The sequence below is a fragment of the Stenotrophomonas sp. 115C5 genome (genome assembly GCF_056861055.1).
In genome coordinates, this window is the sequence record NZ_JBSPUQ010000006.1 from 206,215 (window position 1) to 232,666 (window position 26,452).

General features: G+C 67.5%; 25 protein-coding genes. 16 read left to right on the plus strand and 9 right to left on the minus strand.

The genetic code is table 11. The annotated features are described in order from the left end of the window. The first annotated feature begins 219 nt into the window (after positions 1-219). The 13 genes from AC13FN_RS10195 (at position 220) to AC13FN_RS10255 (ending at position 12,847) form a co-directional block, all read left to right on the plus strand. Positions 220-423: a Flp family type IVb pilin gene (locus AC13FN_RS10195; RefSeq protein ID WP_049437700.1), complete on the plus strand. Its 204-nt coding sequence runs from the start codon at positions 220-222 to the stop codon at positions 421-423. Between the two features lie 88 nt (positions 424-511). Beyond that, on the plus strand, positions 512-1,057 hold the full coding sequence (locus AC13FN_RS10200; RefSeq protein ID WP_049437702.1) for an A24 family peptidase: 546 nt from the start codon (positions 512-514) through the stop codon (positions 1,055-1,057). Next, positions 1,054-1,530, plus strand: a complete 477-nt coding sequence (locus AC13FN_RS10205) for a TadE/TadG family type IV pilus assembly protein (protein WP_049437704.1) — start codon at positions 1,054-1,056, stop codon at positions 1,528-1,530. Before AC13FN_RS10200 ends, AC13FN_RS10205 begins: the two co-directional genes overlap by 4 nt. Positions 1,531-1,553: 23 nt before the next feature. Next, positions 1,554-2,591 (plus strand): Flp pilus assembly protein CpaB, encoded by a 1,038-nt coding sequence (gene cpaB, locus AC13FN_RS10210; protein WP_049437706.1) that lies wholly within the window; start codon positions 1,554-1,556, stop codon positions 2,589-2,591. Between the two features lie 18 nt (positions 2,592-2,609). After that, entirely contained in the window at positions 2,610-3,968 is a 1,359-nt protein-coding gene (locus AC13FN_RS10215; RefSeq protein ID WP_049437708.1) for a type II and III secretion system protein family protein, read from the plus strand. 27 nt (positions 3,969-3,995) lie between these two features. Continuing rightward, positions 3,996-5,252, plus strand: coding sequence for a CpaE/TadZ family protein (locus tag AC13FN_RS10220; RefSeq protein ID WP_049437709.1), 1,257 nt, complete (start codon positions 3,996-3,998; stop codon positions 5,250-5,252). Beyond that, positions 5,237-6,586 (plus strand): TadA family conjugal transfer-associated ATPase, encoded by a 1,350-nt coding sequence (locus AC13FN_RS10225; RefSeq protein WP_049437711.1) that lies wholly within the window; start codon positions 5,237-5,239, stop codon positions 6,584-6,586. Before AC13FN_RS10220 ends, AC13FN_RS10225 begins: the two co-directional genes overlap by 16 nt. 2 nt (positions 6,587-6,588) lie before the next feature. After that, entirely contained in the window at positions 6,589-7,545 is a 957-nt protein-coding gene (locus AC13FN_RS10230) for a type II secretion system F family protein (RefSeq protein ID WP_482984665.1), read from the plus strand. A 28-nt stretch (positions 7,546-7,573) separates the two neighbouring features. After that, on the plus strand, positions 7,574-8,509 hold the full coding sequence (locus AC13FN_RS10235; protein ID WP_010485128.1) for a type II secretion system F family protein: 936 nt from the start codon (positions 7,574-7,576) through the stop codon (positions 8,507-8,509). Continuing rightward, positions 8,509-9,405, plus strand: a complete 897-nt coding sequence (locus AC13FN_RS10240) for a tetratricopeptide repeat protein (RefSeq protein WP_482984664.1) — start codon at positions 8,509-8,511, stop codon at positions 9,403-9,405. Before AC13FN_RS10235 ends, AC13FN_RS10240 begins: the two co-directional genes overlap by 1 nt. Further along, entirely contained in the window at positions 9,402-9,860 is a 459-nt protein-coding gene (locus AC13FN_RS10245; RefSeq protein ID WP_312392390.1) for a DUF3613 domain-containing protein, read from the plus strand. Before AC13FN_RS10240 ends, AC13FN_RS10245 begins: the two co-directional genes overlap by 4 nt. Before the next feature lie 8 nt (positions 9,861-9,868). Further along, positions 9,869-12,034 (plus strand): TadG family pilus assembly protein, encoded by a 2,166-nt coding sequence (locus AC13FN_RS10250; RefSeq protein WP_049437721.1) that lies wholly within the window; start codon positions 9,869-9,871, stop codon positions 12,032-12,034. A 99-nt stretch (positions 12,035-12,133) separates the two neighbouring features. Further along, entirely contained in the window at positions 12,134-12,847 is a 714-nt protein-coding gene (locus AC13FN_RS10255) for a DUF2968 domain-containing protein (protein WP_019337873.1), read from the plus strand. Positions 12,848-12,916: 69 nt separating this feature from the next. Here the strand turns inward: AC13FN_RS10255 and AC13FN_RS10260 are convergent, their stop codons facing one another. Next, positions 12,917-13,303, minus strand: a complete 387-nt coding sequence (locus tag AC13FN_RS10260; RefSeq protein WP_478412655.1) for a hypothetical protein — start codon at positions 13,301-13,303, stop codon at positions 12,917-12,919. Positions 13,304-13,489: 186 nt separating this feature from the next. Between AC13FN_RS10260 and AC13FN_RS10265 the strand changes: the two genes are divergently transcribed. Beyond that, complete coding sequence (locus AC13FN_RS10265; protein WP_478412656.1) at positions 13,490-14,314, plus strand: alpha/beta fold hydrolase; 825 nt, start codon at positions 13,490-13,492, stop codon at positions 14,312-14,314. Between the two features lie 43 nt (positions 14,315-14,357). Here AC13FN_RS10265 and AC13FN_RS10270 read toward each other — a convergent pair whose 3' ends face one another. From AC13FN_RS10270 to AC13FN_RS10300, 7 genes are all read right to left on the minus strand, one after another. Then, positions 14,358-16,007 carry an MFS transporter gene (locus tag AC13FN_RS10270; RefSeq protein ID WP_478412657.1) on the minus strand — a complete coding sequence of 550 codons (1,650 nt, stop codon included), beginning with the start codon at positions 16,005-16,007 and terminating at the stop codon, positions 14,358-14,360. After that, a complete protein-coding gene (locus tag AC13FN_RS10275; protein WP_478412658.1) occupies positions 16,001-17,284 on the minus strand; it encodes an alginate export family protein in 1,284 nt (427 codons plus the stop codon). Before AC13FN_RS10275 ends, AC13FN_RS10270 begins: the two co-directional genes overlap by 7 nt. Continuing rightward, entirely contained in the window at positions 17,263-19,110 is a 1,848-nt protein-coding gene (locus tag AC13FN_RS10280) for an amidohydrolase (protein WP_478413686.1), read from the minus strand. The genes AC13FN_RS10275 and AC13FN_RS10280 overlap by 22 nt, the downstream gene beginning before the upstream one ends. A 119-nt stretch (positions 19,111-19,229) precedes the next feature. Beyond that, the gene (locus AC13FN_RS10285; RefSeq protein WP_049437733.1) at positions 19,230-19,655 is read right to left on the minus strand and encodes a DoxX family protein; all 426 of its coding nucleotides are present in this window, start codon (positions 19,653-19,655) and stop codon (positions 19,230-19,232) included. 2 nt (positions 19,656-19,657) lie between these two features. Next, positions 19,658-20,314, minus strand: a complete 657-nt coding sequence (locus AC13FN_RS10290) for a hydrolase (RefSeq protein ID WP_478412659.1) — start codon at positions 20,312-20,314, stop codon at positions 19,658-19,660. Next, entirely contained in the window at positions 20,311-20,754 is a 444-nt protein-coding gene (locus AC13FN_RS10295) for a helix-turn-helix transcriptional regulator (protein ID WP_482984663.1), read from the minus strand. The genes AC13FN_RS10290 and AC13FN_RS10295 overlap by 4 nt, the downstream gene beginning before the upstream one ends. 50 nt (positions 20,755-20,804) lie before the next feature. Further along, positions 20,805-21,137: a hypothetical protein gene (locus tag AC13FN_RS10300; RefSeq protein WP_049437737.1), complete on the minus strand. Its 333-nt coding sequence runs from the start codon at positions 21,135-21,137 to the stop codon at positions 20,805-20,807. 96 nt (positions 21,138-21,233) lie between these two features. On the opposite strand from AC13FN_RS10300, the gene AC13FN_RS10305 reads away from it, so the two are divergent. Next, positions 21,234-24,263: a sensor histidine kinase gene (locus AC13FN_RS10305; RefSeq protein WP_478412660.1), complete on the plus strand. Its 3,030-nt coding sequence runs from the start codon at positions 21,234-21,236 to the stop codon at positions 24,261-24,263. Beyond that, the gene (locus tag AC13FN_RS10310; protein ID WP_014037539.1) at positions 24,256-24,909 is read left to right on the plus strand and encodes a response regulator; all 654 of its coding nucleotides are present in this window, start codon (positions 24,256-24,258) and stop codon (positions 24,907-24,909) included. The genes AC13FN_RS10305 and AC13FN_RS10310 overlap by 8 nt, the downstream gene beginning before the upstream one ends. 290 nt (positions 24,910-25,199) lie before the next feature. Here AC13FN_RS10310 and AC13FN_RS10315 read toward each other — a convergent pair whose 3' ends face one another. Next, positions 25,200-26,393 carry an MFS transporter gene (locus AC13FN_RS10315; protein WP_049437741.1) on the minus strand — a complete coding sequence of 398 codons (1,194 nt, stop codon included), beginning with the start codon at positions 26,391-26,393 and terminating at the stop codon, positions 25,200-25,202. Positions 26,394-26,452: the final 59 nt, after the last annotated feature.

The window sequence follows — 26,452 nt, forward strand, 5'->3', positions numbered from 1 at the left end:
ACGTATCGCTCGACACCTCGACCACCGGCCCTGCGCCGCGCGGTCGCGGTTGCGCGAACGGCGTCCCGCCTGGAATCGATCACCCTGCTTGAGCACAGCGGGTCCATCCCGCCGTGCCTCCTCCGCCAGGATGTGCGGAGGCCCACGGACGATCCCGGCGGAGCCGGGCCACCGCCCAACAGGTGTCCTGTAGCAGACAGGTAGAGGGAGACAAACGTCATGAACGCATCGATCCGCAAGTTCCTGAAGGAAGAAGATGGCGTTACCGCACTCGAGTACGGCCTGCTGGCTGCTGTGATTGCCGGCATCCTGATCGCGGTCGGCAATGCGCAGATCAAGTCCTTCTTCGAGACCTTGTTCAGCAATCTCTCCGCACTGGCCACCAAGGCCTCCGGAGCAACACCGCCTGCCGGCGGAAACTGACCGGGACCGCGCGCAGCCATCGGCTGCGCTTGCGGCTCATTGCAGAAGGCAGCGGCTGACCGTCCACTGACGGACGATGGGGTGTGTGATGACACTGCTGGGATTGCTGGCCATCGGTGTGTGCCTGCGGATCGCGATCAGCGATCTGTACGCCCGTCGGGTGCCCAACGCCTGGCTGCTGTCCGCATGCGCGATCACCGTTGTCGTGCTCATCGCCGGACAGTTCAGTGCGCCGCGCCTGCCGTGGGCTTCCCACGTTGCCGGCGCGGCGCTCGGCCTGGTCGCATTGCTGCCTTTCCATGCAGTGCGCTGGATGGGCGCCGGCGATGTCAAATTCTTCTCGGTGCTGGGATTGATGCTGGGCTGGCAAGCACTGCTGCCGATCTGGATCGCGGCCAGCCTGGCAGCGGGCGCACATGCCGCACTGGTGCTGGTATCACGCCGGTTGGGTCCAGTACTGCCCATCGGCCTTCAAGCCCATATGCATCGGGCAAGTTCGCAATGGCATTCGCACCCGGCGCTGCGCGGAATGCAGAGCGCCCGCCAGGGACGCCAAGGCATTCCCTACGCCGCCTACCTGGCGGTATCCGCCATCGCCTGGGTCCTCATCAGCACGTACGGAGGTGTGGCATGAACATCCACCACCGACGCCGGCAACGTGGCGCGGCCAGCATCGAGTTCGCGCTGATGTTGATGCTGGGCCTGCTGCCGCTGCTGTTGTTCACGTTCTCCGGCGTGATGATCATGGCGGCCCAGCAGACGTTGGCAACCGCCTCGGCCGAGGGTGCGCGCGCATCGCTGCGCTATGGCAGCGCCAACGAACGCCGTACGGCCGCCTGCGTTGCGGCGCGCAGTTCGATGCAGTGGCTGCTGAACTTCTCGGGTCAGCCGGTCGACTGCAGCAATGGCGGAAGCAACGCCATTCTGGTCTCGGCGCAGGCTCCCTGCGCCGGATTGGCCAGCGCCCAGTGTATGACCGTGACAGTCAGCTACGACTACGCAAGCCACCCCTTCCTGCCCGGCACCGCCACGCTCTACAAGTGGGTGATGCGGGCTCCCATCCGCAGCGTCGCGGTCGCTCAGCTCGACCTCGGCAGCGGCAACTGACGTTCGGTACAGGAGACGGTTCCATGCTCAAGTTGACCCGCATTGCTGCCGTCGCCCTGATCGGGCTGGCCGTGCTGCTGGCGGTGATCGCCTTGATGATCGGGCGCAAGCCGGCCGCGCCGGCCACGGTTGCCCCGGTCGCGCGGAGCGATGCCCAGGCGATCACCGTGGTGGAAGCGGTGGCACGACTGCCGGCCGGCGAACCGATCTCTGCCAACGGATTGCGTCTCGCACAGCGCAGCGCCCCGGTTGCCGGTGCCGCCACCAGCATTTCCGCCGTGGTCGGAAAGGTACCAGTGCAGGACATTGCCGAAGGCACGGCGATCAGCAGCAATGCACTCGCGCAGGGATTCTCGCTGCAGCTGCGCCCCGGGGAACGCGCACTCGCGGTCCCGGTCGACGAGCTGGTGGGTGCCGGCAACCGCATCCTGCCAGGTGATTTCGTCGACGTGTTCCTCAACCTGCGCACGACCCAATCCAGCGCCAGCGGCCCGGCCGATGCAGCACAGACGCGCCTGCTGTTGTCGCGCCTGCGCGTGCTCAGCTATGGCCAGCAGGACATCGCCCCGGCCAACCATGACGCTGTTGCCAGCACTGACGCCGATGCCCGCAACGATCCACGCGCCGCCGACATCACAGGAAGCAGCAGCACCCAGAGTACGGGCAGCGAGACTGCCCAGCCCGCACGCAGCGCGGTACTGGCGGTACCGGTGGCCGATGCCAACCGGCTGCTGCTGGGTGCACAGCAGGGCAAGCTGTTCCTCGCCCTGCGCAACCCTGCCGATTCCGGCCAGCCCGATCTGGCGCTGTTCCCGCAGGCACGCGGGGTGATCGATCCGCTGCGGGGGCTTGATGCGGAGCAGCAGCTTGCGCTGCAACGGCCAGAGAATCACGCCTTCGCCGGCATCGACGGCGATGCATTGGCCGGCCGCAGCAACACACCGGCGCGCAGCACCCAGGATGCCCCGGCACGCGCACCCGCACCGCGGCGTAGTTCCCCGCGCGCATCGGGTATCGAAATCATCCGAGGCGACAGCTCCGCCCCCCGTGGTTCCCTTTGACCTGCATCGAGCGCATCCATGACCAAACGTCGCCGCAGTCCACGCCCCTCCACCCGCCAGCGCTGGCTGGCCCTGCTGCTGGTGCTGCTGGCACCGGCGACGAGCGTGGCTGCCGACGACCTGGTACTGCAGGCACGTGAGCAGCGCCCCTGGACCCTGCCGGGCGACCTGGAGCGGGTCGCCATTGCCGATCCGGGCGTGGCCGATATCGTGATGCTGCGCGGCCAGCGCCAGGCATTGCTGGTCGGCAAGGCGCCTGGCACTACCACGCTCCTGCTCTGGCACCGCAAGCAGGCCGAGCCACAGCGCCTGCAGGTGCGGGTACAAAGCGCGGTGCAGGGTGCGGCCGACGCCGGCGCGAACGGGCTGGTATTCACCCAGCAGGACAATCAGGGCCTGCTGCAGGGAAGCACCGACAGCGTGCTCTCGCACATGCAGGAACAGAAGACCGCCGCCATGGCGCTGGGCAAGGAGGGGCTGCTTGCCGATGCGTCGACGGTCAGCAGCGGCGGCGTGGTCCAGGTCGAGGTCAAGGTGGTCGAGTTCAACAAGACCGCACTGAAGCAGATCGGCATCAGTTTCCAGAACCGCAATGGCAACTTCGCCTACGGCTTCGCCCGCCCGGGCGGCCAGTTGCCGGGCAACACCGGCATCCTGCCCGGCATGAAGGAAGGCAACTCCGGCAACGAAGCCGAATCGCCCATTTCTTCGGCCTTCCGCCTGGTGTTCGGCTCGACCAAGGGCCTCTGGAATGCCGATGTCGACCTGCTGCAGAGCAATGGCATGGCGCGCGTGCTGGCCGAGCCGACACTGGTCGCGCTGTCCGGGCAGAGCGCCAGTTTCCTGGCCGGCGGCGAGCTGCCGATACTGGAACCGCAAGGGCTGGGCACCACGACGATCACCTACAAGCCCTTCGGCATCGGCCTGACCGTGACACCGACGGTACTGGCCCCGAACCGCATCGCCCTGAAAGTCGCACCGGAAGCCAGCGACCTGGACTACAGCAACGCCATCGCGCTCAACGGCGTGCAGATTCCCTCGATCACCACCCGGCGTGCCGACACCACGGTCGAACTGGGCGATGGCGAGAGCTTCGTGATCGGTGGCCTGGTCAGTTCCAACGTGGTTTCCAGCGTCGGCAAGATTCCGCTGCTGGGTGACCTGCCGATCATCGGCTCGTTCTTCCGCAACTTCGACTACAAGCGCCAGGACAAGGAACTGGTGATCATCGTCACGCCACGCCTGGTGAAGCCGCTGGCACGCAACACCGAGCTTCCGCTGCCCGGCGACCGCGAAGCCAAGCCGCACATGCCCGAATGGGGCGCCTGGCTGCTGGGTCCGATCAGCCAGGACCCGGTACCCGGCTTCTCACGCTGATTCCATGATGCCTGCGATACCACGCCCATGCCCTACGCCACTGCCCAGCCGCTGCATCCGCAAGGACCGCCGATGAACCTGGTCCTGTACGGAATGGATCGCGAACTGCTGCCCCGGCTGGCGGCCAAACTGCCGCCGACCACTACCCTGCACTGGCAGGACAGCAGTACGCCGACCTCCGCCCAGGATCTGCAACGCGGGCCGCAGAGCCTTGTGCTGCTCGATTTCCGCCCCGAACATGCGGCCGCCTCCAGCGTGCTGGCACAGCAACTACAGCAGACGGAGCCGGATCTGGCATTGGTTGCCGTCGGTGCCACCAGCGCCGGCCAGGTGGAAGGCGTCGTCATCGCATTGCGGGCGGGCCTGCGTGATGTGCTGGACCTGGACAGCGACAACGTCGGCATCGAGGCTGCGCTGCGTCGCGCCCTGTCACCACGACCGGCTGCCGCCGCGCAGCAGGCGCACAAGGCCCGCCTGATCGTCCTGCTGGGCGTGCGCGCCGGGGTCGGCACCAGTACGCTGGCCGCACATCTCTCGGTGCTGGCACAGCAGACCCGTGCGCTGGCACAGGGCGAGGCACTGCTGCAGGACGGCCTGCTGATGGAGCTGGCCCAGCCTTCGGGTGACCTCGCGCTGTACCTCAACCTGGACAGCCGCTTCCATTACGAAGACGCGCTGCGCAACGCCAGCCGCATCGACGCCACCCTTGCCCGCACCGCGATGGCTCGCCATGACACCGGGCTGGTGCTGCTGGACCGTGCCAGCGGCAGCGATGCGGTACCACCGTCGGACCCAGGCGCACTGCTGCAGCGCCTGCGCAGCGTGTTCGCCAGCGTGCTGTGCGATGCCGGTGGCTGCCCGCTGCGGCAGTTGCCGCCCCTGCTGCTGGACCAGGCCGACGAGATCTGGCTGGTCACCGATGCCTCCATTGCCACACTGGTGTCGCTCGACCAGGCACTGAAGCATCTTGCCGGGCAGCGCGAACGCGAGAAGCGCCTGCAGCTGGTGATCAACCGCCACGATGACAGCAGCGGCATGAGCCCGGAGCAGATCGCGCGCCGCTTCGAGGTGCCCCTGCTGGCGACGCTTCCCGAACGACCGCGCGTGCGCCTGGCTGCCAGCCAGGGCCACCTGCTGCTGCAGGATGCACCGCGCGACCCCTACCTGCGTGCCCTCGCTCCGCTGGTTTCGCGCCTGGATCCGGCTGCCTGCCCGGTCCAGGCGCAGGGCCTGCGGGAAAGACTCTCCCTTGCTCTGGGTGGATCGCAATGGAAGACAAGGTAACCCCGTTCCCGCATGCCGTTGCCCGGCCGGTGCTGCCCGAAAGCTCGCCGGGCCACCAGCCGTTCGCGCAGACCGAGCAGTACCAGAAGGTGCTCTCGGCCGCGCATGAGCACCTGCTCAACAGCATCGAGGACGAGCGCATCGACATCGACTCCTGGGCCCCTGACACCATCGCCCGCTGGGTGCAGGTGCAGACGGTGGGCTTCATCCAGGAGTGGCGCATCCCGATCAACGAAGAGGAGATGCAGGTGGTCGCCGAGGGCCTGGTCAAGGAGCTGACCGGCTTTGGCCCGCTGGACGACCTGCTGCACGACCCGTCCATCGAAGACATCCTGATCAACGGTTTCAAGGATGTGCACGTGTCCCAGGGCGGCCAGCTCAAGCGGGCCACCCAGCGCTTCACCGACGATACCCATCTGCTGCGCATCCTGCGCCGCATCCTCGCCCCGCTTGGGCGCCGGCTGGATGACTCCAATCCGATGGTCGATGCGCGCCTGCCCAACGGCGGCCGTCTCAACGCGATCATCTCGCCGCTGGCGGTGGACGGACCGATGGTGTCCATCCGCAAGTTCCGCAAGGATCCGTTCACCCCCGATGAACTGCTGGCCAAGGGCACCTTCGATGCGCCGATGCAGGCCTTGCTGAAGGCGATGGTGCTGGGCCGCTGCAACATCCTGGTATCCGGCGGCACCAGCTCCGGCAAGACCTCGCTGCTGAACGCCCTGGCCAGCTACGTCCCCGCGAACGAGCGCGTGATCACCGTCGAGGACACCGCCGAGCTCTCGCTCAACCACCCGCATGTGGTCCGCCTGGAAAGCCGTATTGGTGGCGCCGAAGGCCACGGTGCCGTCAGCATCCGCGATCTGGTCCGCAACAGCCTGCGCATGCGCCCCGACCGCATCGTGGTGGGCGAGGTGCGCGGCGCCGAGGTCCTGGAAATGCTGCAGGCAATGAACACCGGCCACGACGGCTCGATGGCCACCATCCACGCCAACTCACCGCGCGACTGCCTGTACCGGATCGAGATGCTGGCCGGCTTTGCCGGCTTCCAGGGCAGCGAGGACAGCCTGCGCCGGCAGATCGCCAGTGCCATCGACTTCATCGTGCAGATCTCGCGCCTGGGCAGCGGGCGCCGCGTGCTGGTATCGATCACCGAGATCACCGGTGTGAGCGACAACCTGATCACCACCCAGGAAATGTTCCGCCACGAGCTGCAGATCGACGGCAACGGCAAAGAGATCGATCGCTGGGTCGGGCTGGGCTTCCATCCGCACTCGCACAAGCTGGAACCGTTCCGCCAGCAGCTGCGCGAATCGCTCTACGGAGAATTCTGAGCATGGGAACCGGCGCGCTGCTGGGCATGTTGAGCATCATCGCGGTGCTGCTGGCGCTGGCAGCCTGGCTGTGGGGCACGGCCAGCAGCCGTGAACAACGGCAGGTTTCAATGCGGCACGCCGAGCAGCAGCTTTCGCGCGGAAGCGCCACGGGCGGAGCACCTGCCGGGCCGTCCGTCACCGCTGCCAACGATCCGGCGCGGCCCGCCGGCACCGGGCGCCGCGTGCTGCCGCTGGATGGCCCGCTGCAGCGCGCAGGGCTGCAGACCGGCTGGAAAATTCCCATCATGCTGCTGGTACCGGGGCTGGTACTGTCGGTGGTAGCGATGCTGCGGCTGGGCACCGCGTGGATGTTTCCGCTGACCCTGCTGCTGTACCTGCTTGGCTGCTGGCTGTGGGTGCTGCGGCGGACCACGAAGCTGCGTGCGCAACTGCTGCATCAGCTGCCGGACTTCCTCGACAACCTGGTGCGGCTGACTGCACTGGGCAACAGCCTGCAGGCCTCGTTCCAGGTTGCGTCGATGCAGACCAGCGCGCCGTTGCGCGGGCTGCTGGACACCACGGTGCGCTTTGCACGCAGCGGCATGGAGCTGGACCGTGCTCTCGCACAGGCGTCGCATCCCTATCGCATGGATGTGCTGAAGGTGTTGTCGGTGGTGATCGGTGTCAGCGTGCGCATCGGCGGGCGCTCCGATCAGATCCTGCAGCGCATGGGCGATTTCATGCGCGATCTGGAACAGGCCCAGCAGGAGCTTGCGGCAACGACCTCGGAGACGCGCATGTCAGCGTGGGTGCTGGGCCTGTTGCCACCGGCCTGCGCAGTATTGATGGCGATCACCAGCCCGGACTTCTTCCAGCCGGTGCTGCACGATCCGCTCGGCCACAAGATCCTGCTGCTTGCACTGGGCATGGAGCTTGTCGGTGGCTTCCTGCTGTATCGCCTGGCCAAGTCGCTATGAACCACCTTCGCCCCGCCGGAGACAACCGATGAGCGCCAGCGCCTGGTTCGCCCTCTCCCTGCTCGTACTGGCTGCAGGTATCGCCCTGCTGGGTATCGGCGGCTGGGTACGCAGCCATCGTGAGCAGCGTACTACGGCCACGTTGAAGACCGCCCTGCAGCCGCGCGAGGCGTCCCGTGACCCCGAACCTGCACGGCACGATTCGCTGGGCTGGCTCGAACGCTTCGGCCGTGCCCTCAGCGGCGGCCGCCTGGAAGCGGCATTGCTGGCCAATGAAGACCGGCTGCTGTTGGATCTGGCCGGGTGGAACACCCGCCGCGGTACGGCCATCTACCTCGGCCTGCGCCTGCTGCTGGCCGTGCTGGTGCTGGCACTGGTGCTGACATTCAGCAGCGTCACCGGGCTGGCCAGGATCATGGTGATCATCGGCGCCTTGGCCGCTGGCCTGCTGCTGCCCAAGTTCATTCTCTCCTCCTGGGTGAAGCGGCGCCGGCGCGCGGTCGATAACGAGCTGCCGCTGCTGATCGACCTGCTACGCCTGCTGCAGGGCGTGGGCTTCAGCATGGACCAGAGCCTGCAGACGCTCGGCGACAAGCTGCGCGATGCATTGCCGGTGCTCGGCGGCGAGCTGCAGGAGGCCAACGTCGCCTATACCCATGGCCGCACGCGCGCGCAGTCGCTGCGCCGGCTGAGCGAGGTCTATGCAGACGATGACCTGACCAGCCTGATGCAGCTGATCCTGCAGGTGCACGCCCATGGCGGCGCGGTGCAGGAGCCGCTGCGGCAGTTCAGCATCCGCCTGCGCGAACAGCGTCGCAACACGCTGAAGGAAAAGGTCGGCAAGCTCTCGGTGAAGATGACCGTGGTGATGATGCTGACCCTGCTGCCAGCGCTGATGCTGGTCCTTGCCGGCCCAGCGCTGGTCGCGCTGGCCACTACCATGTCCAAGATGGGGTCCCCCTGATGCCTGCCCTGCGCACTTCCTGCCTGATTGTTGCCCTGGCCGCCGTTGCCGGCGCCAGCGGCTGTGCATCGACCACACCGAAGTACCTGCGCGCGCCCAGCCTGGCCGCGCCCGAACCGGCGCCGCAGGACAGCCGCAATGCCTACCTGGAGCTGATCGAACGCATGCAGCAGCAAGGCGCATGGTATGCCTCACTCGCCCACGTCGATGCCTTCCGCCAGCGCTATGGCGATCCGCCAGCGCTGCGCCTGCTGCAGGCCGACGCCCTGCGCGAGACCGGCCAGGCCGACGCGGCCATCGCCCTGTACCGCGAGCTCTCCAGTGGCCCGCAGGCCGCTGCAGCCGCGCACGGCCTGGGCCTGATCGCTGCGCGCCGTGACGACGACGCCGGCAGTGAGCAGGCACTGGCGCGGGCGACCGAACTGCAGCCATTGAATACAAGCTATCTCGGCGACCTCGGCTATGCGCGGCTGCGCGCCGGGCAATTCGAGCGCGCGCGCGAACCCCTGGCCAAGGCGCTGGAGCTGTCGCCGGGCAATGCCAAGGCCACTGCCAACCTCGCCCTGTGGGCGGTGCTGCGTGGCGACACCACCACCGCCGAACGCCTCGCCCAGCAGGCCAACCTCAACGACGAGACCCGGCTCAGCATCCAGCAGCAGGCGGCGCAGATCCGTGCCCGCCTGCAGCAACGCCAGGCCGCATCGGCCGCTGCCGCAGCCGTGCCGGCCCCTGCGCGTGCTCTCGCCAGAGATGCCGCCGGCAACCCGCCCGCCGCCACGCGACTGGCCGCGGAACCGCGCCGCGACAGCCGCGATGAACGCGATCCGCAGCGCCTGCCGCCCTCGATGCTGGAACGCTTCAGCGCCTCCGACCACCCGAACGGGAACACACCATGACCGCGACGCCCCTGACCCGACGCCTGCTGCCCGTTCTGATCTGCCTGTTACCGGCCGCCGCCGTGCAGGCGCAGCAACAGCCGCTGACCGGGCAGATGCTTGGCGGCAGCACGCCGGCTGCGCCGGCGTCGCAGCCGCTGCAGTCCGAGTCACTGGCCACCGTGGACCTGGTGGCCCCGCCAGCACCGATGCCGCAGGCGGCGCCAGCAGCAGTGGCCATCACCGATGGCAACGCTGCAGCCGCGCGACCCGGCCGCAGCCAGATCGGCGATACCACACGCAACCTGTTCCGCCTGCAGGCATCGGGGCAACAGGCCGGGCAGCACCTGCCGATCCTCGGCGACCAGGCGACGCTGAGCTACGCCCGCTACATCAAGAGCTTCGAACACGAGATCCCGGACTTCTTTGAAACCGATGTCGCCAAGTCCAAGGGATCATCCTCATCCGGACGCTGAGGTAGGCCATGAAACGCCCACGCCAGTTCAGTTTCAGCCGCCCACGGGGCGGGATGTCGATCACCATGATGCTGGTCATGCTGGCGTTGCTGGCGATGCTGGGCCTGATCGAGATCGGTTACCTGTTCTGGGCCAAGCGCGATGCGCAGAAAGTCGCTGATCTGGCCGCACTGGCTGGAGCGCAACGGCTGGAGCTGTGCACCTCGGACAACAGCGACAACAGTGCTGCGCGGCAGAGTGCACTCACCCAGAACAGGTTCGCTGGGAGCCTGGAAATCCGTTGCGGAAACTGGAACGTGACCCGGGCCACCGAGGGGCACTTCAGCCCGGCCGTCGATGCTGCCAATCAACGCAACGCCGTTCGTGTCATCACCCGCCGCGCGGTGCTTCCCTTCTTCGGGCAGAACAGCAGCCTGCCGACCGTGACCGCCCAGGCCGTGGCGCGCCGTGCAGAGCCCACGGCGGTTTTCAGTGTCGGCTCGCAACTGCTCCGCATCAACGGCAACACGCCACTGGGAAATGTCCTGAAACTGGTGGGTGCCGACCTCGACAAGACCACCCTGCTCGGCTACGACGGCCTTGCACAGGCGCATATCACCCCGAACGGACTGCTGCAGGCACTGGGCATTCCAATCGACGTCAACATGGGCGTGGCCGAGTTCAACAATCTGCTGGCCGGCCGCAAGGTCAAGCTGGGCAAGATCCTTCAGGCGACCGTTGACCTGCTCACCCAGCAGGGCGTTGCCCACGTGGACCTGAGTGCGCTGGAGAATGCCCTGGTCGTGCAGGGCATCGACCTCAAGCAGCTGGAGGTGAAACTCGGCTCCGATGACAGCGGCGGCGGCTTGTTCGCACGCGTTGTCGCGCCGGATGGAACGATTTCCAGCGCGCTGCAGGCCGATGTCAATGTGCTGGACCTCATAGGGACCAGCATCAGCATAGCCAATGGCGGCCGTGCGGTCTCGGTCAATGACCTCAACCTGTTGGGCCTGGTCAATGCGAAAGCCGCCGTGGTGGAGCCGCCGTCGATCGCCATCGGAGGCATTGGCTCGCGCGCTTACAACGCGCAGATCCGCGTCTTCCTCGACATCGACACCAACAACATCCCCGTTGCAGGCGGCGTACTTTCACTGCTGGGCATCCGCCTGAAGCTGCCGGTCCACGCAGACGTGACCAATGCAATGGCGACCCTGACCAGCCTGCAATGTGGCAGCACGCCTCCCACGGCGACGATCAAGGTCGAGTCCTCCGTGCTGCGCGCCTGCGTCGGCAAGGTGGCCGACAGCGAGCGGTTCTCCAAGCAGAATGTCTGTGGCGACACCCTGCAGAAGGAGCAGATGCTGACACTGCTCGGCGCCCCGTTGATCAATGACAGCATCAAGGTCAATACGCTGACCGACACGCAAAGCCTCACCCTCCCCGCCGGCGCGACCGGTTCAACCCAGGTCAACTCCCTGGAGGTGGGCACCGCCGTGTCCGAGCTGGTCAGCGAACTGCTGCGCGTCCTGTCCGGGGTGCTCGATCCGCGCGACGATGGCATGAGCCAGGGCTCGACCGCAGCGCAGTTGGCCGATCGCTACCTGAAAGCAGCCAACGTTGGTCGCAATCGCTATGACGTCGATGCGTCCATCAAACTGCTTGAACTTGGCGACCAGACACGGGGGCTGAAGCCTTTGGGCGCGTGGGTTGTACCCAAGGGTGTTCCAAAACCCTGCCTGGTGGGCCTGCTGACATGCTGGGAGGATGGCTCTGTCTGGAAGGGCTATCGCACAGCGGTGACAGGCGAAGGGCTGGGCGTGCTGCCGGCACTGCTGGGTAGCCTGCTCGGCGGACTGACCGTCAACCGGTGTGCAAGCCTGCTGATTTCCTTGAGCGACCAGGCCTACAACAACTGCATGACGCAGAACCTCGCATCTTACCTGCAGACCGCCCAAGACGGCTTCCTGGACCAGTTCGCCGGCGACGGCGTCACCGCCCCCGGCAATGGCCCGGTCAGTTGTTCGGGCCTGCTGTGCTTCCTGCTGAAGCCCGCCCTGGATGTCCTGAAGCCGCTGCTCAACAGCGTCGGCTCGCTGCTGCGCTCGCTGCTGGCCCAGGTGCTGGGCCTGGAACTGGGCCGTACAGATGTGCATGTCCAGTCCATCCAGTGCACGCCCGCACAACTGGTCTACTGACCCGTGACGGGCGCCCTTGGCGGCGCCCGCGCACATGCTAGACTCCCGGCGGGGAACCACCTTCATCTCAACCCACACTCATCCGTGGATGGTCTAGACATGCGAGAAACTTCAGGGGGCGCGGTCTTCGCCCGGCACGCGCGCGGCGCGGCACTGCTGGCCGTGGCCATGATGCTGGTGGCACCGGCGGCGATGGCTGCCCGTAGCGACCGCGAAGCAGCCGCTGAGCCGGCCGCACGTACCGCACCGGTGGTGCGCAACACCGTTGACGAGCTCAAGCAGCTGATGGATGCCCGCCAGCTGACCGAGCTGCGCACCACCTACAACGGCAATTACGGCGCCAGCCTGCTGTTCAATGCCAACACCCTGACCTACTACGTCGCCCTGTTCCAGGAGAAGAATTTCTGGCGGGTGATCAAGACCGATGCCGTCGACAACGCCGAGCGTGTCTACCGCACCTTCGCGCAGCAGTCCGAGCAGCTGGCCCAGGTCTACATCGACACCACCCGCCTGGAGGCCGGCAAGCGCTATACCGAGCGCCTGGTGGCCTACAACGAGGAACGCCTGCGCACCCTGCAGCAGGAAATGGAACAGCAGCAGGCACAGTCGGCCCAGGTCAGCGCTGCCCTGCAGCAGGCCCAGCAGCAGGCGGTCAGCCTGAGCAGCGACGTGCAGAGCACCAACAGCCAGTTGGATTCCCTGCAGCGCCGCATCCAGATCCTGCAGGCCGAACAGGGCAACCCGGAGCTGAGCCTGCCCAAGCCTGACAGCGTGCCCTCGCCGGCACCGGCGGCTGCCAGCGACGGTCGCTGAGGTCCAGCACCTCGCATCCTGTCCAACGGCGCCTGCGGGCGCCGTTGTCGTTTCCGGCACCATTTCGTTTCAGCGGCACGCCTCATGCACGGCATCGTCCAGTTGCCGGCGCTGCACGAAGTCCATGCGCTTGCCATTGACCAGCACCTTTGCGCGTTGCTGCCGCGCGCGCTCACAGGCGGCAGGATCCGCGCTGATCGATATCAGTGCAGCCCGCGCACGCGCCTGCCGTACCACACGCGGACGGCTTGAGGCTGGGCTCGCCGCCTTGGCCACGGTCGCACCCGTTGAGGCCGGCTCCGCCGGCACCTCCCAGCGCCATTCCGCACGCCCCTGGCACGGCGTCTGCTGGTAGACCGGATGCGGCCCGTCCACGCATTTGTAGACGTTGGTCTGAGCGTGCGCGCCCGTGGCCAGCAGCAGGCACAACAGCGGGCTCCAACAGGCATTCAACATCACAGGCTCCTCAGCAGGGCTATCGCCATCCTCAATGCCGGAACGGCTTCGTGCCAGAGCGATATGCGTCACATCCGGTGTAATCCAGCACAGCCGTGCAAGGCGCCCGCCTGGCGCTGCGCTGTACTGCCGGAGGCACCGGCACAACTGCCAGTGCCTTCCCTCCCTTCCGCCAAGGAAACCGCAATGAGCAACTTCGTCACCGTCGCCGACGGCGCCCGCATTTTCTACAAGGATTGGGGTACCGGCCAGCCGATCGTGTTCGCCCACGGCTGGCCGCTGTCGTCCGATGCCTGGGACCCGCAGATGCTGTTCATGGGCCAGAACGGCTTCCGCGTGATCGCCCACGACCGTCGCAGCCACGGCCGCTCCAGCCAGACCTGGGACGGCAACAACATGGACACCTACGCCGATGACCTGGCCGCAGTGATCGAGGCACTGGACCTGAAGGACGCGATCCTGGTCGGCCATTCCACCGGTGGCGGCGAAGTGGCCCACTACATTGGTCGCCACGGCAGCAAGCGCGTGGCCAAGGTGGTGCTGGTCGGCGCTGTGCCACCGCTGATGCTGAGGACCGAAGCCAACCCGGCCGGCACCCCGTTGGAAGTGTTCGACGGCATCCGCAAGGGTACCGGCGGCGACCGCTCGCAGTTCTTCAAGGACCTGACCACGCCGTTCTTCGGCGCCAACCGCGACGGCAACACCGTTACCCAGGGCATGCGTGATGCGTTCTGGCTGCAGGGCATGCTCGGTGGCGTCAAGGGTCAGTACGACTGCGTGCACGAGTTCTCGGAAGTGGACTACACCGAGGACCTGAAGAAGATCGATGTGCCGGCGCTGGTCGTGCACGGTGATGACGACCAGATCGTGCCGTTCGATGCCTCGGCCAAGCTGTCCTCGCAGATCATCAAGGATGCCGAGCTGAGGGTGTACGCAGGTGCGCCGCACGGCCTGACCGTTACCCACGCCGACCAGTTCAACGCCGACCTGCTGGCGTTCGCGCGTAAGTGATTCACTGCGGCGGCGCTACCCAGCGCCGCCGTCCCCTTTTTTGTCAGATGTCGCTGTGGTGGTGCGGTACGCCGGTCTTCGGCAGCGGGTCATGGCCGCCCACGAAGTGACGCACCACCGGCGCACGCTCGCCGCGATGCAGCCCACGCAGCACTTCCTGGATCGTCTTGTCGTCGGCAGTGATGCGTTCGTGCTGGCGCAGGTGCTCCAGCCACGACGGGGTCACGAAATACTCCAGGTGGATGCCCGGACTGGCCACATCCTCGACCACGCCCCAGACCACCGCGCCATCGCGGCGACGGATCGTTCCCAACGCGCGCATCTCTGCCTGGAACGCGGCACGATCTGCATCGTCGATGCGGTACTCGATGGTGACCAGCACCGGGCCGCGATCGTTCGACACCGGCACCGACAGCTCTGGCGCCGGCCAGTGCCCGGCCGGACGCAGGTTCAGATCCTCGGTGCCAGCAATGCGCACGCGCCACACCAGCAATCCGCCGAACACCGCACCTGCGGCAGCCACCAGCAACGCCAGCTCCGGCGAGGTACGCTGAGCCAGCGCGCCCCAGCTCAGGCCACCGGCCGCCATGCCGGCGGAGAACACCATGATGTACAGCGCCAGTGCACGCGCGCGTACCCAGGCAGGCACTGCTGTCTGCGCCGCAATCTGCAGCGACGACAGCACGGTGATCCAGGCAAAACCGTTGATCAGCATCACCACTGGCAGCACGTACCAGCTGCGGGTCAGCGCCAGCCCGACCAAGCTGAGCGCCAGCGACAGCGTGGCCAGCAGCACCAGCAGGTCGCGATCCATCTGCGCGCGCAGCTTCGGCAGCAGCAGCGCACCGCCCACCGCACCGATGCCGATGCAGCCCAGCAGCATGCCGTACTGCCCCGCGCCGCCGTGCATCTGCCCACGCACCACCACCGGCAGCAACGCGTTCATCGCTGCGGCGAAGAAAAAGAAGCCCACCGATTTGATCAGCACCGCCTGCAGGCGTCCCGCGCGGCTCGCGTAGCGCAGGCCCGCTTTCAGTCCAGCACCGAAGCCTTCCGGCGGCAGACTCGACTGCTTCGGGTCACGCTTCCAGCCCCACACCACGAACAGCATCGCGGCAAAGGTGATGGCATTGAAGCCGAACGCCCAGACCGCACCGAGCTGGGCGACGATCACACCGCCGATAGCCGGGCCGATCGAGCGCGCGATGTTGATGCCGATCGAGTTCAGCGCCACCGCCGAAGCCAGCATCGGCTGCGGCACCAGTTCGGACACGATGGCGGCCTGTGCCGGCATGGCCATCGCCGCACCGCACCCCATGCAGAAGGTCAGCAGCACCAGCAGCTGCGGGGTCAGCATGTCCATCGCCGTCAGTGCGGCCATCACCGCCGCCACCAGCAGCATCCACCCCTGGGTCGCCAACAGGTACTTGCGGCGATCGACAATGTCGGCCAGCGTTCCGGCCGCCAGCGCCAGCAACACGATCGGCACGGTGGTGGCCGACTGCACCAGGGCCACCATCAACGGCGAGCCGGTACGTTCGGCCATCACCCAGGCGGCGGCCACGTCGTTGACCCAGGTGCCGATGTTGCTGGCCAGGATGGCCAACCAGATCGAACGGAACATCCGGATCTTCAGTGGGGACCAGGCGCCTTCGGCCTGTACGGGGGGTTGCGACGCGGTTGCGTTCACCATTGCCATGCTCCAACGATCGAGGCGAACAGCGTGTCCTGCCCACCGGCCTGCTTCAGTGCAGGACCGGCATCGACCCAGGCCAGCTGCAGCTGCCATTGCCAGTGTTCGCTGGCCTGCCAGCGGGTTTCGGATTTGTACTGATTACCGATGCGGCGCGCGCCACCGGCGCTGCCCGGCAACGCCACCAGTGGTGCCGGCGTGGTGTACACCGCATCGGCGCGGCGATGCTTCCACGCCATCTGTACGCCCAGCTCCGTCGTCACCGCGTCGTGCAGGCGCAGGGTCAGGGTCGGCTGGAGGTCCATCAGGTTCGCCGGTGCCAGCAGGCTGGCCTCGCTGAAGTAGGCCGATTTCGGGAACAGTGCATTGAAGGTTCCCAGGCGGCCGTCTCGCGGATTGCCATCGCCACTGGCGATGTCCGCCTTCAGCCCCAACCGCGGTTGCAGCGGCAGGTCCGTCCAGCGCCACCCTGTATCGGTGGCCAGCGTCCAGGCGCGGATATCGAGATTGCCCGAGGCAGTGCGCAGCTCGCCGCCCTGCGCCACCAGTTCACTGTTCCAGTCCAGTGCACCGGACTGGCCGAACCAGCGAGCACCTACGGCCTGCCGACGCTCGGTGCCGGAACCCGCCGAGAAGCGTGCGCCTTCGCGGCGGTAATCCAGCAGGTACAGATCCCACTGTCCTGCGCCCTCCCCGCGTGCCGTGGTGGCATAGGCACCCCACAGGTGGGCACCGTGTTCGCCGCGATCATCGAAGGCTCCCGGTCGGTTCTGCACCGGCCGCAGCGCCATCAGATCAAGCGTGCCGAAGCTACCCTTCCACCCCAAGCGTGCACCATCGAAGGCCAAGCGGATATTCGGCCCATCGCGCACCGACAACAGCCGCGAGCTTCCGTAGCCGGCTTCCTGCCGACCGAGTTGCAGGTGGAAGCCGCTGCGCTGCCAGCGCCAGTACGCCTGCTGCACATCCAGCGCGCCGCGGTCGGTGCGGCCGGCTCCACCTGCCTTGCCATTCTCGGCATGCACGCCCAGCTGCAGCTTCGCCTGCCAGGCATCCTCCACATAGCTGGCCGAGGCCAGCGCACGCAGCAGGCCATAGCCATCTTCGCCGCCGCCGATACCAAACCGGGTCGGGTCGTAGTACAGGCCACGCAGGCGCAGCGAGGCGTCCCACCGCAATTGGCCGTCACCGGCGTCAGTGCAATGGCCACCCTCGCAGGCCAGCGCCAGCGATGGCACGGCCAGCAGCGCCAGGCTCAGAACGCGAAGCACGAGCATCCCATCGCGCCCCAGAAGGCGGTCAGGTCATCGGTGGGCGCCGCATGTTGCGCAGCATGACCATGAGCACCATGCGTACTGCAGGCCACACCGTGATGGAGGCGATGGGCGGTGGCCAATCCGGTGGCAGCACCGCCGACATGGTAACCACCGAACCGGTTGACCGGCGACCAGTCCGGCATCGCCGGCGGCAGCTGCGGCGCCAGGCCGGCGTAATCGCCGTCGGCATGCACGATGCGGCCACCGATCACGGTCAGCACGCTGGTGATGTCGGCGATCTGCGCATCGTCGACGCGGAAGAAGTCGGCCGAAAGCAGGATGAAGTCGGCCAGCTGGCCGGCTTTCAGCGTGCCCTTCACCGCCTCGTCGCCGGAGAACCAGGCGCTGCCCTGGGTCCACAGGCGCAGGGCCTGTTCGCGTTCAAGCAGGTTCTCATCACCATACAGGGCCAGCCCGCCCACGGTGCGCCCGGTCACCAGCCAGGACAACGCCACCCACGGGTTGTAGCTGGCCACGCGGGTGGCGTCGGTACCGGCACCGACCGGCACGCCTTCGGCCAGCATGCGCTTGACCGGCGGCGTATGCCGCGCAGCCTGCACGCCATAGCGCTCGACGAAGGCTTCGCCCTGGTAGGCCATGCGGTGCTGCACGGCGATGCCGCCCCCCAGCGCGCGGATGCGTTCGATGTTGCGCGGGGTGATGGTCTCGGCGTGGTCGATGAACCAGTGCAAGCCATCGAACGGCACCTCACGGTTGACCTGTTCGTAGACATCGAGAATGCGGCTGATGCTCTCGTCGTAGGTGGCGTGGATGCGGAACGGCCAACGCTTCTCGACCAGCAGCTTCACCACGTCGTGCAGTTCCGGCTCCAGTTCTGGCGGCAGCTCCGGTCGCGGCTCGTTGAACAGCTCGAAATCAGCCGCGGAGAACACCAGCATCTCGCCGGCACCGTTGTGGCGCAGCAGGTCATCGCCCTGGCGCGGCTGCAGGATCTCGCTCCAGCCACGGAAGTCATCCACTTCCTTGCCCTTGTTCTGGGTAAACAGGTTGTAGGCGATACGCACTGTCAGCTGGTCATCGCGGTGCAGCTGCTCGATGACCTGGTAGTCCTCGGGATAGTTCTGGAAGCCACCGCCGGCGTCGATCACCGAGGTGATGCCGAGCCGGTTCAGTTCACGCATGAAATGCCGCGTCGAGTTCGCCTGGTACTCGATCGGCAGGCGCGGGCCCTTGGCCAGTGTCGCGTACAGGATCAGCGCATTGGGCTTGGCCAGCAGCAGCCCGGTCGGGTTGCCCAGCGAATCACGCACGATCTGGCCGCCCGGTGGATCCGGCGTGTCCTTGGTGTAGCCGCAGGCGCGCAGCGCAGCACGGTTGAGCAGCGCGCGGTCGTACAGGTGCAGCAGGAACACCGGCGTATCCGGCGCGATGTCATTGAGTTCCTGCAGGGTCGGCAGGCGCTTCTCGTTGAACTGCGCGGCAGTGAAGCCACCGACCACGCGTACCCACTGCGGTGCGGGCGTGCGGTCGACCTGGGCCTTCAGCATGTCCAGGGCGTCACCCAACGAACGCAGTCCGTCCCAGCGCAGTTCCAGGTTGTAGTTCAGGCCACCGCGGATCAGATGGGTGTGGCTGTCGTTGAGACCGGGCAGCAGGCGCCGGCCCTGTGCATCGATCAGGGTCGCTTCACTGCCCCAGCCGCGCATGATCTCCTCGTCGCTGCCGACGGCGACGATGCGGCCTTCCTGCACGGCCAGCGCCTGCGCATGCGGCTGCTGCGGGTCGAGGGTGGTGATGCGGGCATTGCGGATGACCAGCGTGCTCATGCGACGCTCCTTGGAAGTGGAATCGAGTGCGGCACCGGCGCGACCGGCCAGGCCGAGCGCTACGGCAGCGCCGCTGGCCAGCACCACGTTGCGGCGGCCGTGATCGAGTGGATCGTTGCTCATGCGAGGTCTCCCGGAAGTCGGTGGACGTCCAGCGCCCAGGTGCCGGGCCCGGCCAGCGCGATGGCCAGCAGTACCGTGGTCCACATCAACGGGTACTCACTGCCACCGCGCATCCAGAACCAACCCTTGGGCAGGGCCAACAGGACGGTGAAGCCGATGAAAGCGGCCGCCGCAAGGGCGGCGATGCGGGTCTGCCATCCCAGCAACACGGCCAGCCCGGACAGCACCTGCAGCAGGGCCAGCAACAGCGGCAACGGTGCCACTGCTGGCAGCCCAAAGCCGCGCAGCTCGGTAGCGAAGCCGGACAGCCCCGGTCCACCGAACCAGCCGAACAGCTTGCCCAACGCGTGTGGCAGCAGGAAGCCTCCTGCCGCCACGCGCAGCATCAGCAGGGCCAGGTCGAGGCCATGGCCAGCCAGCATGCTCAGTGCCCGCCTTCCTGCGCGCCGAACATGCGCTTGGCGTACTGGATGCCGATGCCGTAGCCGCCGGCGTGGTCGCGGGCAATGCCGGTGGTCAGGTCGTAGGTTTCCCCGCGTGCCCAGTCGCGCTGCAGCTCAAGCAGGTACTGCACACTGGTCATCGGCACCGCGCCGGCCTGCACCATGCGGGTGATCGCACGCTCGTGCGCCTCTTCGCTGACATCACCACAGGCATCGGTGATCACATACACCTCGAAGCCCTGCGCCAACGCCGACAGTGCCGGACCGACGATGCAGACGCTGGTCCACAGACCGGCAACAACCAGGCGACGCTTGCCGATGCGGTTGATCTCATCGATCACCGGCTGGTCTTCCCAGGTGTTCATCGAGGTGCGGTCGAACACCGCCTGGCCGGCGAAGATCTGCGGCAGTTCCGGGAACATCGGGCCGGAGAATGACGTTTCGGCGACCGTGGTCAGCACGACCGGCACATTGAAGCCCTTGGCACTCTTGCTGATCAGCGACACGTTGTTGCGCAGCGCGGAGATATCGATGGTGTGGGTGGCGAACGCCATCTGCGACTGGAAGTCGATCAGCACCAGGGCGTGGTCGGTGGGCGACAGCAGCGCCGGGGCGGGAGTGGCGGTGGCAAGGCTCATGGGTGGACTCCGTTGGAAACACGATCAAGGGGAAGCAACAGGGCGGCATCGCCGGCCAGGTACTGGCCGGGACTGCAGCCCGTCTCCGCGCGGAAGCTGCGGACGAAATGGCTCTGGTCGAAGAAGCCCAGCTGCTGGGCCAGGCAGGCCATCGGCAGCTGCGCACCCGGCAGCAGCTGGCGCGCATGCTCGATGCGGCGGCGACGCACATAGCGCAGCGGGCTGGCGCCGGTACCGGTACGGAACAGGCGCACCAGATGGAAGCGGCTGACGCAGGCGGCCGCCGCCAGCTCGGTCACCCGCAGCGGCTGCGACAGATGCTCATCGACATAGCGCAGGGCGCGCTGTAGCGCGGCGGCCTGCTGCGGTGCCAGTGATGCAGCGGGCAGATCAGGCGGAAAAATGGTGGCCATGCGGGACGCCGCGGGGGGGTGCCCCATGGTGCGTGGCCACTGCGCGATGCCCTACCCCCGTCGGTCGAGGCCAGCACCTACCCGAATGGGGGGGGGCGGTGCTCCAGCCGGCGACGGCCGAACAAGCGCGCATCCAGTGAATAGGCGCCTGGGCCCAGCATCAACAGCGCCAATGGCAGCACTACCTGTGGCCAGGGCGCCAGTTGCGCGAACATTCCCACGGTCGCCATCAGCGCCGCCAGTGGCGTCAACACACCCAGCATGAGCATCGGCACCGCCAACAGGCACAGCGCCGACCACCCACCCGCATGCGTGCCGGGCATGCACAGTGCCGCAGACAGGCACAACCGCAGCCACAGCAGACCGATGCCCGGACCGCGATCAGGGAACATCACGAACAGGCGCTGCATCGCCGGGCTCCAGGGGACATGGCGGCGTGATAGCCGACCGCGGCTGCCACTGCCTACCCCGTTCGGGTCACCCCGGACTGCCCCGTACCTGCCAGAATGCGCGCCATGCGAGGCCGCCCCTTCCCGTTCCTGCGTCGCCTGCCAACGCTGCTGACGTGCCTGCTGCTGTTGACCGCCCTGCCCGCCTTCGCCGTGCAGCGCCCGCCGGTGAGTGGCGGGCTGCCCGATTACGAGCACACCGCCTGGCGCGTCGGCCAGGGTGCTCCAGGCGACATCTGGGACATCAGCCAGGACCACGACGGCCTGTTGTGGCTGGCCACCGGCTCGGGCCTGTACCGCTTCGATGGCCGCCGCTTCGAACGGCAGGCGGCGCCCGTCGGCAGCCAGTTCCCGTCCACCAACATGGTCACGCTGGCGCAGGGCCGCGATGACGCCCTGTGGATCGGCTACTTCCAGGCCGGCATCAGCCGGTTCGCACAGGGGCGGCTGCACAGCTACGGCCGCGAGCAGGGGGTGCCGGTCGGCGTGGTCCCACGCTTCAGCCAGGATCGCGAGGGCCGGCTGTGGGCGGCGATCAATGGCGGGCTGCGCCGCTTTGACGGACAACGCTGGCAGCCACTGCCGGCCGCTGCCGGCCTGCCCGAGCGCCGTGTGCAGTGGGTGCTGCACGACAGCCGGGGCAGGTTCTGGGTACTGGCCGACCTGAAGATCTGGATGCGTGCCGCCGGCCAGGCCGCGTTTGAAGACACGGGCATCGCCGTCTCGCAGATGGCGACGCTGGCCGAAAGCCCTCAGGGTGAAGTGTGGCTGGCCGACCGGGTGCGCGGCACCTCCCCCCTGGCCAACGCGCAGGGCCTGTTGGCGGCCGGCGAACGTGAAGCGCGGCGTCTTCCGGAACTGGTTGCGGCGCGCCTGCAGTTCACTGCCGATGGTGCGCTGTGGGCCACGATGAGCCCGCACGGCGGCGTCGCCCGCGTCACCTTTGACGGCACCCAGGCCGTGCGCATGGAACGCTTCGATTCCCCGCACGGGCTGACCGCCACCTCGGCGGTACCGATCATCGTCGATCGCGAAGGCAATCTCTGGGTCGGTACCAATCTCGGCCTCAACCGCTTCCGCGCACGCAGCGTGCACACCCTGGCGGTGGGCCCGAGCGATCCCTACCGTTCGCTGGTGCGGGCCAGCGATGGCCGCGTGTATGGCTATGGCGAAGACCTCAAACCCTACGATCTGCGGCGCCCGCTGCTGGATGGCAGCGCCGCGCAGCTGCAGGCCGCCGCGCGCCAGGCACCCACGCCGATCTGGCAGTTCGACTGGGTCAATCTTGCTCGCACGGTAGCCGGCCACACCACGTTGATTCCACTGCCAGCGCCGTTCACTGGGCAACCGCTGCATGCCCTGCTGTTCCCTGACGACGGGCAGGCCTGGGCCTGCACCGGCGAACGCGGGGTACTGCACTACCAGAGCGACCGCTGGCAACGCGAAAGCCGCCTGCCCGAGCAGGCTTGCTCATCGCTGGCGTTGGATGCCCATGGCCAGCTGCTGCTCGGCTATGCCGACGGCCGCCTGCGCAGGATGAGTGCGAGCCGCATCGAGAGCTTCGATGCCAGCCAGGGCCTGTCAGTGGGGCCGATCACCGCGATGCTGCATCATCAGGACATTCTGCTGGTCGCCGGCGAAGCCGGGCTGGCTGCGCGGCTGGGCAATGGACGTTTCGTTCCGGTGCGCACCGATATGGCCGGTGTCCTGGAAGGCATCACCGGCATGGTCGCCGATGCCAATGGACACCTGTGGCTCAACGGCAGCCGTGGCCTGGTGCGGATGGAAAGCGGGCTGTTGCGCCGCGCCCTGCGCAGCGGACTGCCGGTCACGCCACGCCTGTTCGACGCGATCGACGGCATGCCTGGCATTGCCCTGCAGAGTGGACCGATCGCCACCGCCGCCCTGGCCGATGACGGCCTGCTGTGGCTGGCCACCAACCAGGGCCTGGCTTGGCTGGATACCACCCGCTCCCACGTCAATTCGATGCCCCCCAGCGTGCGCATCGGCGACGTGTTGTATGGCAGCAAGCACGAGCTGCTACGCGATGGACTGCGCCTTCCCGCCGGCACCAGCCAGCTGCAGATCGACTACGTGGCGCTGTCGCTGGCGCGCCCGGAGCGCAACCGTTACCGCTATCGACTCTCCGGCGTCGACGACGGCTGGCAGGACGCAGGCAGCAGCACCCGCGCGTATTACACCAACCTCGCAGCGGGCAACTACCGGTTCGAGGTGGAAGCTGCCAACGAAGACGGCATCTGGAGCACTGCACCAGCCAGCCGCAGCTTCCGCATCGCGCCCACCTTCATGCAGACCGTGTGGTTCAAGCTGCTGTGCGCAGCCGCGATACTCGCGCTGCTGATGATGGCGGTACGCATCCGCAGCGGGCAGCTGGCCGCGCTGTTCCGCGCGCGCCTGCAGGAACGCAACGGCGAGCGCGAACGCATCGCGCGCGACCTGCACGACACCCTGCTGCAGGGCAGCCAGGGCCTGATCCTGCGCCTGCACGCGATCAGCCAGTCACCCCAGACCCCGGAGCCGGTACGCGGCCAGCTGGAGTCAGCGATGCAACTGGCCGAACGCAACCTGGCCGAGGGCCGCGAGCGGGTCAATGCCCTGCGTGAGGGACCGTTCGCGGGCCGCGACCTCGCTTCGGCACTGGCCGATGTGCACGCCGAGTACGCCGGTCACGGTACCAATCCGCTGCGCCTGACCGTGGAAGGTGCAACGCCGCCGCTGCAGGCCGACGCGGCCGAAGAAGTGTTCCTGATCGGGCGTGAGGCGATCCGCAATGCGTTGCGTCATGCCAACGCCAGCGCCATCGAAGTGGAGCTGTCGTACGGCACGCGTTGCTTCCTGCTGCACGTGCGCGACGATGGCGTCGGCATCGCCGACGAGAATGCCGGCCATGGTCATTGGGGCCTGCAGGGCATGCGCGAACGCGCGCAGCGCCTCGGTGCGGAACTGCAGCTGTGGACCCGCACCGGGCTGGGGACCGAAGTCGCGCTGGCGGTCCCCGCCCGGCGCCTCTATCACCGCCGCCCCTCGCGTTGGCGCTGGCCCTGGAGTAGAACGAGCCATGACTGAATCCCCTGCCCCGATCGGCGTGCTGGTGGTCGACGACCACCCGTTGCTGCGTGACGGCCTGGCGGCGCTGCTGGGTGCCCATTCCGACCTGCGCCTGCTCGGCGAAGCCGCCGATGGCGAGGAAGCCATCGCACGCTACCAGCAGCTGCAGCCGGACGTGGTGCTGATGGACCTGCAGATGCCACGCCTGGATGGCGTCGAAGCGATCGTGCGGATCCGCGCGATGGACCCGCGTGCGCGCATCATCGTGCTGACCACCTACCGCGGTGACGTGCGTGCGGTGCGGGCGCTGCAGGCCGGCGCCAGTGCGTACCTGTTGAAGGACATGCTGCGCCACGAGCTGGTCGATACGATCCGCATGGTCGCTGGCGGCCGGCGCGCACCGATTCCCCCGGCGGTGGCGGCCAGCATCGCCGCCCATGTGGTGGAAGACCGGTTGTCGCCGCGCGAGACCGAGGTGCTGCGGCACGTGGCCGGTGGTCTGTCGAACAAGCGCATCGGCGAGCGTATGCAGATTTCCGAGCAGACGGTGAAGGCCCACATGAAGAGCCTGATGGACAAGCTGGGCGTGGGTGATCGCACGCATGCGGTGACCCAGGCGCTGAGGCGCGGCATCATCAGCCTGGACGACAGCGGTCACGATTAGGGGGGTGTTCGGCAGGGCTGCGCCCTGCACCCACGGTAGTGCCGGCCGCTGGCCGGCAACCTCAACAGCAAAAGCAACAGCAAAAGCGTGGAGTCCGTGGGATGGCGGGGCGGTGTCGGAGTGCGGGGGCGTGAGCGCCATGGATGGCGCGACCGAGCCTCCATGGACGGATTCACGGCGTCTCCCGCAACCGGACCCACCCCGCCTACCTACAGGAACCCCGCCGTTGCCGTTGCTGTTGCTGTTGCCTCCAGCAGGTGCAGGGCTGCAAGCCCTGCCGAACACCACCCCTACTTCAAACGCAGCAGCAGGCTGCCGCCCGCACATACCACCGCCAACCAGGCCACGCCGTGCCACCCCCACTGCGCCAGCGCCAGGCTACCCAGCGCACCACCGGCAGCCATGCCGATGAACATGCCGGTGAACAGCAACGCATTGAGCCGGCTACGTGCCGGCGGCACCAGGCCATAGACCAGCGTCTGGTGCGCCACCAGCGCCGACTGGAAGCCGAAGTCGAACAGCAGCGCACTCACCACCAGCAGCGGCAGCAGCGCGACGGCCGGCAGCCAGGACTCGGCCAGCAGCAGGCCGAAGCCCAGCAACGCCACCGCGATCGCCAGCCGCGCCACTGCATGGCAACCCAAGCGATCGGCGAATCGACCCGCAAATGGTGCGGCCAGTGCACCGGCCGCACCCGCAATACCGAACGCACCCGCCGCCGCACTGCCCAGGCCCAGACGAGCATGCAGCATCAGCGCCAGCGTCGACCAGAACGCACTGAAACCCACCGCCAGCAGCGACTGGCTGGCCACCGCACGGCGCAGCTGCGGCTGCTCGCGCCACAACGCCAACAACGATCCCAACAACGCCGGATAGCGCAGCGTGCTGGTCGGTGCGAAACGCGGCAGCGCACGCGCCATCACCACACCCATCGCCGCCACCGATACTGCAGCCAGCACAAACTGCGTGCGCCAGCCCCACGCTTCAGCCACCACACCGCTGACCACCCGCGACAACAGGATGCCCAGCAACAAGCCGGTCATCACCCGGCCGACGATCTGCCCGCGCTGCGCATCCGGTGCCAGCACCGCAGCGGCGGGCACGATGTCCTGCGCCAGCGTGGCCATCAGCCCGACCAGCAGGCTGGCCATCAGCAGGCCCGGCAGGTGCCCGGCCATCGCTGCAGCGCCCAATGCCAGTGCCAGCAATGCAGATTTCAACAGGATCAGGTTGCGACGGTCGAAGCGGTCGCCCAGCGGCGCCAGCAACAGGATGCCCAGTGCATAGCCGAGCTGGGTCAGGGTCGGTACCAGGCCAGCGGCGCGCTCACCCGCGCCGAGGTCCTGGGCGATCAGGCCCAGCATCGGCTGGCTGTAATAGAGCGAGGCGACCGAGAAGCCGGCGCCGGCCGCCATTGCCAGCACCAGCGGGGTGGAGGGTGCAGTCGCGGGTGCGGCGGCAACGGACAGCGAAGGGGTAGACATGGGGGAGTCCGGTGGAAGAAGTGGGCGTATCCTGCCCGCATTCGCCCAACGTCTGTAGT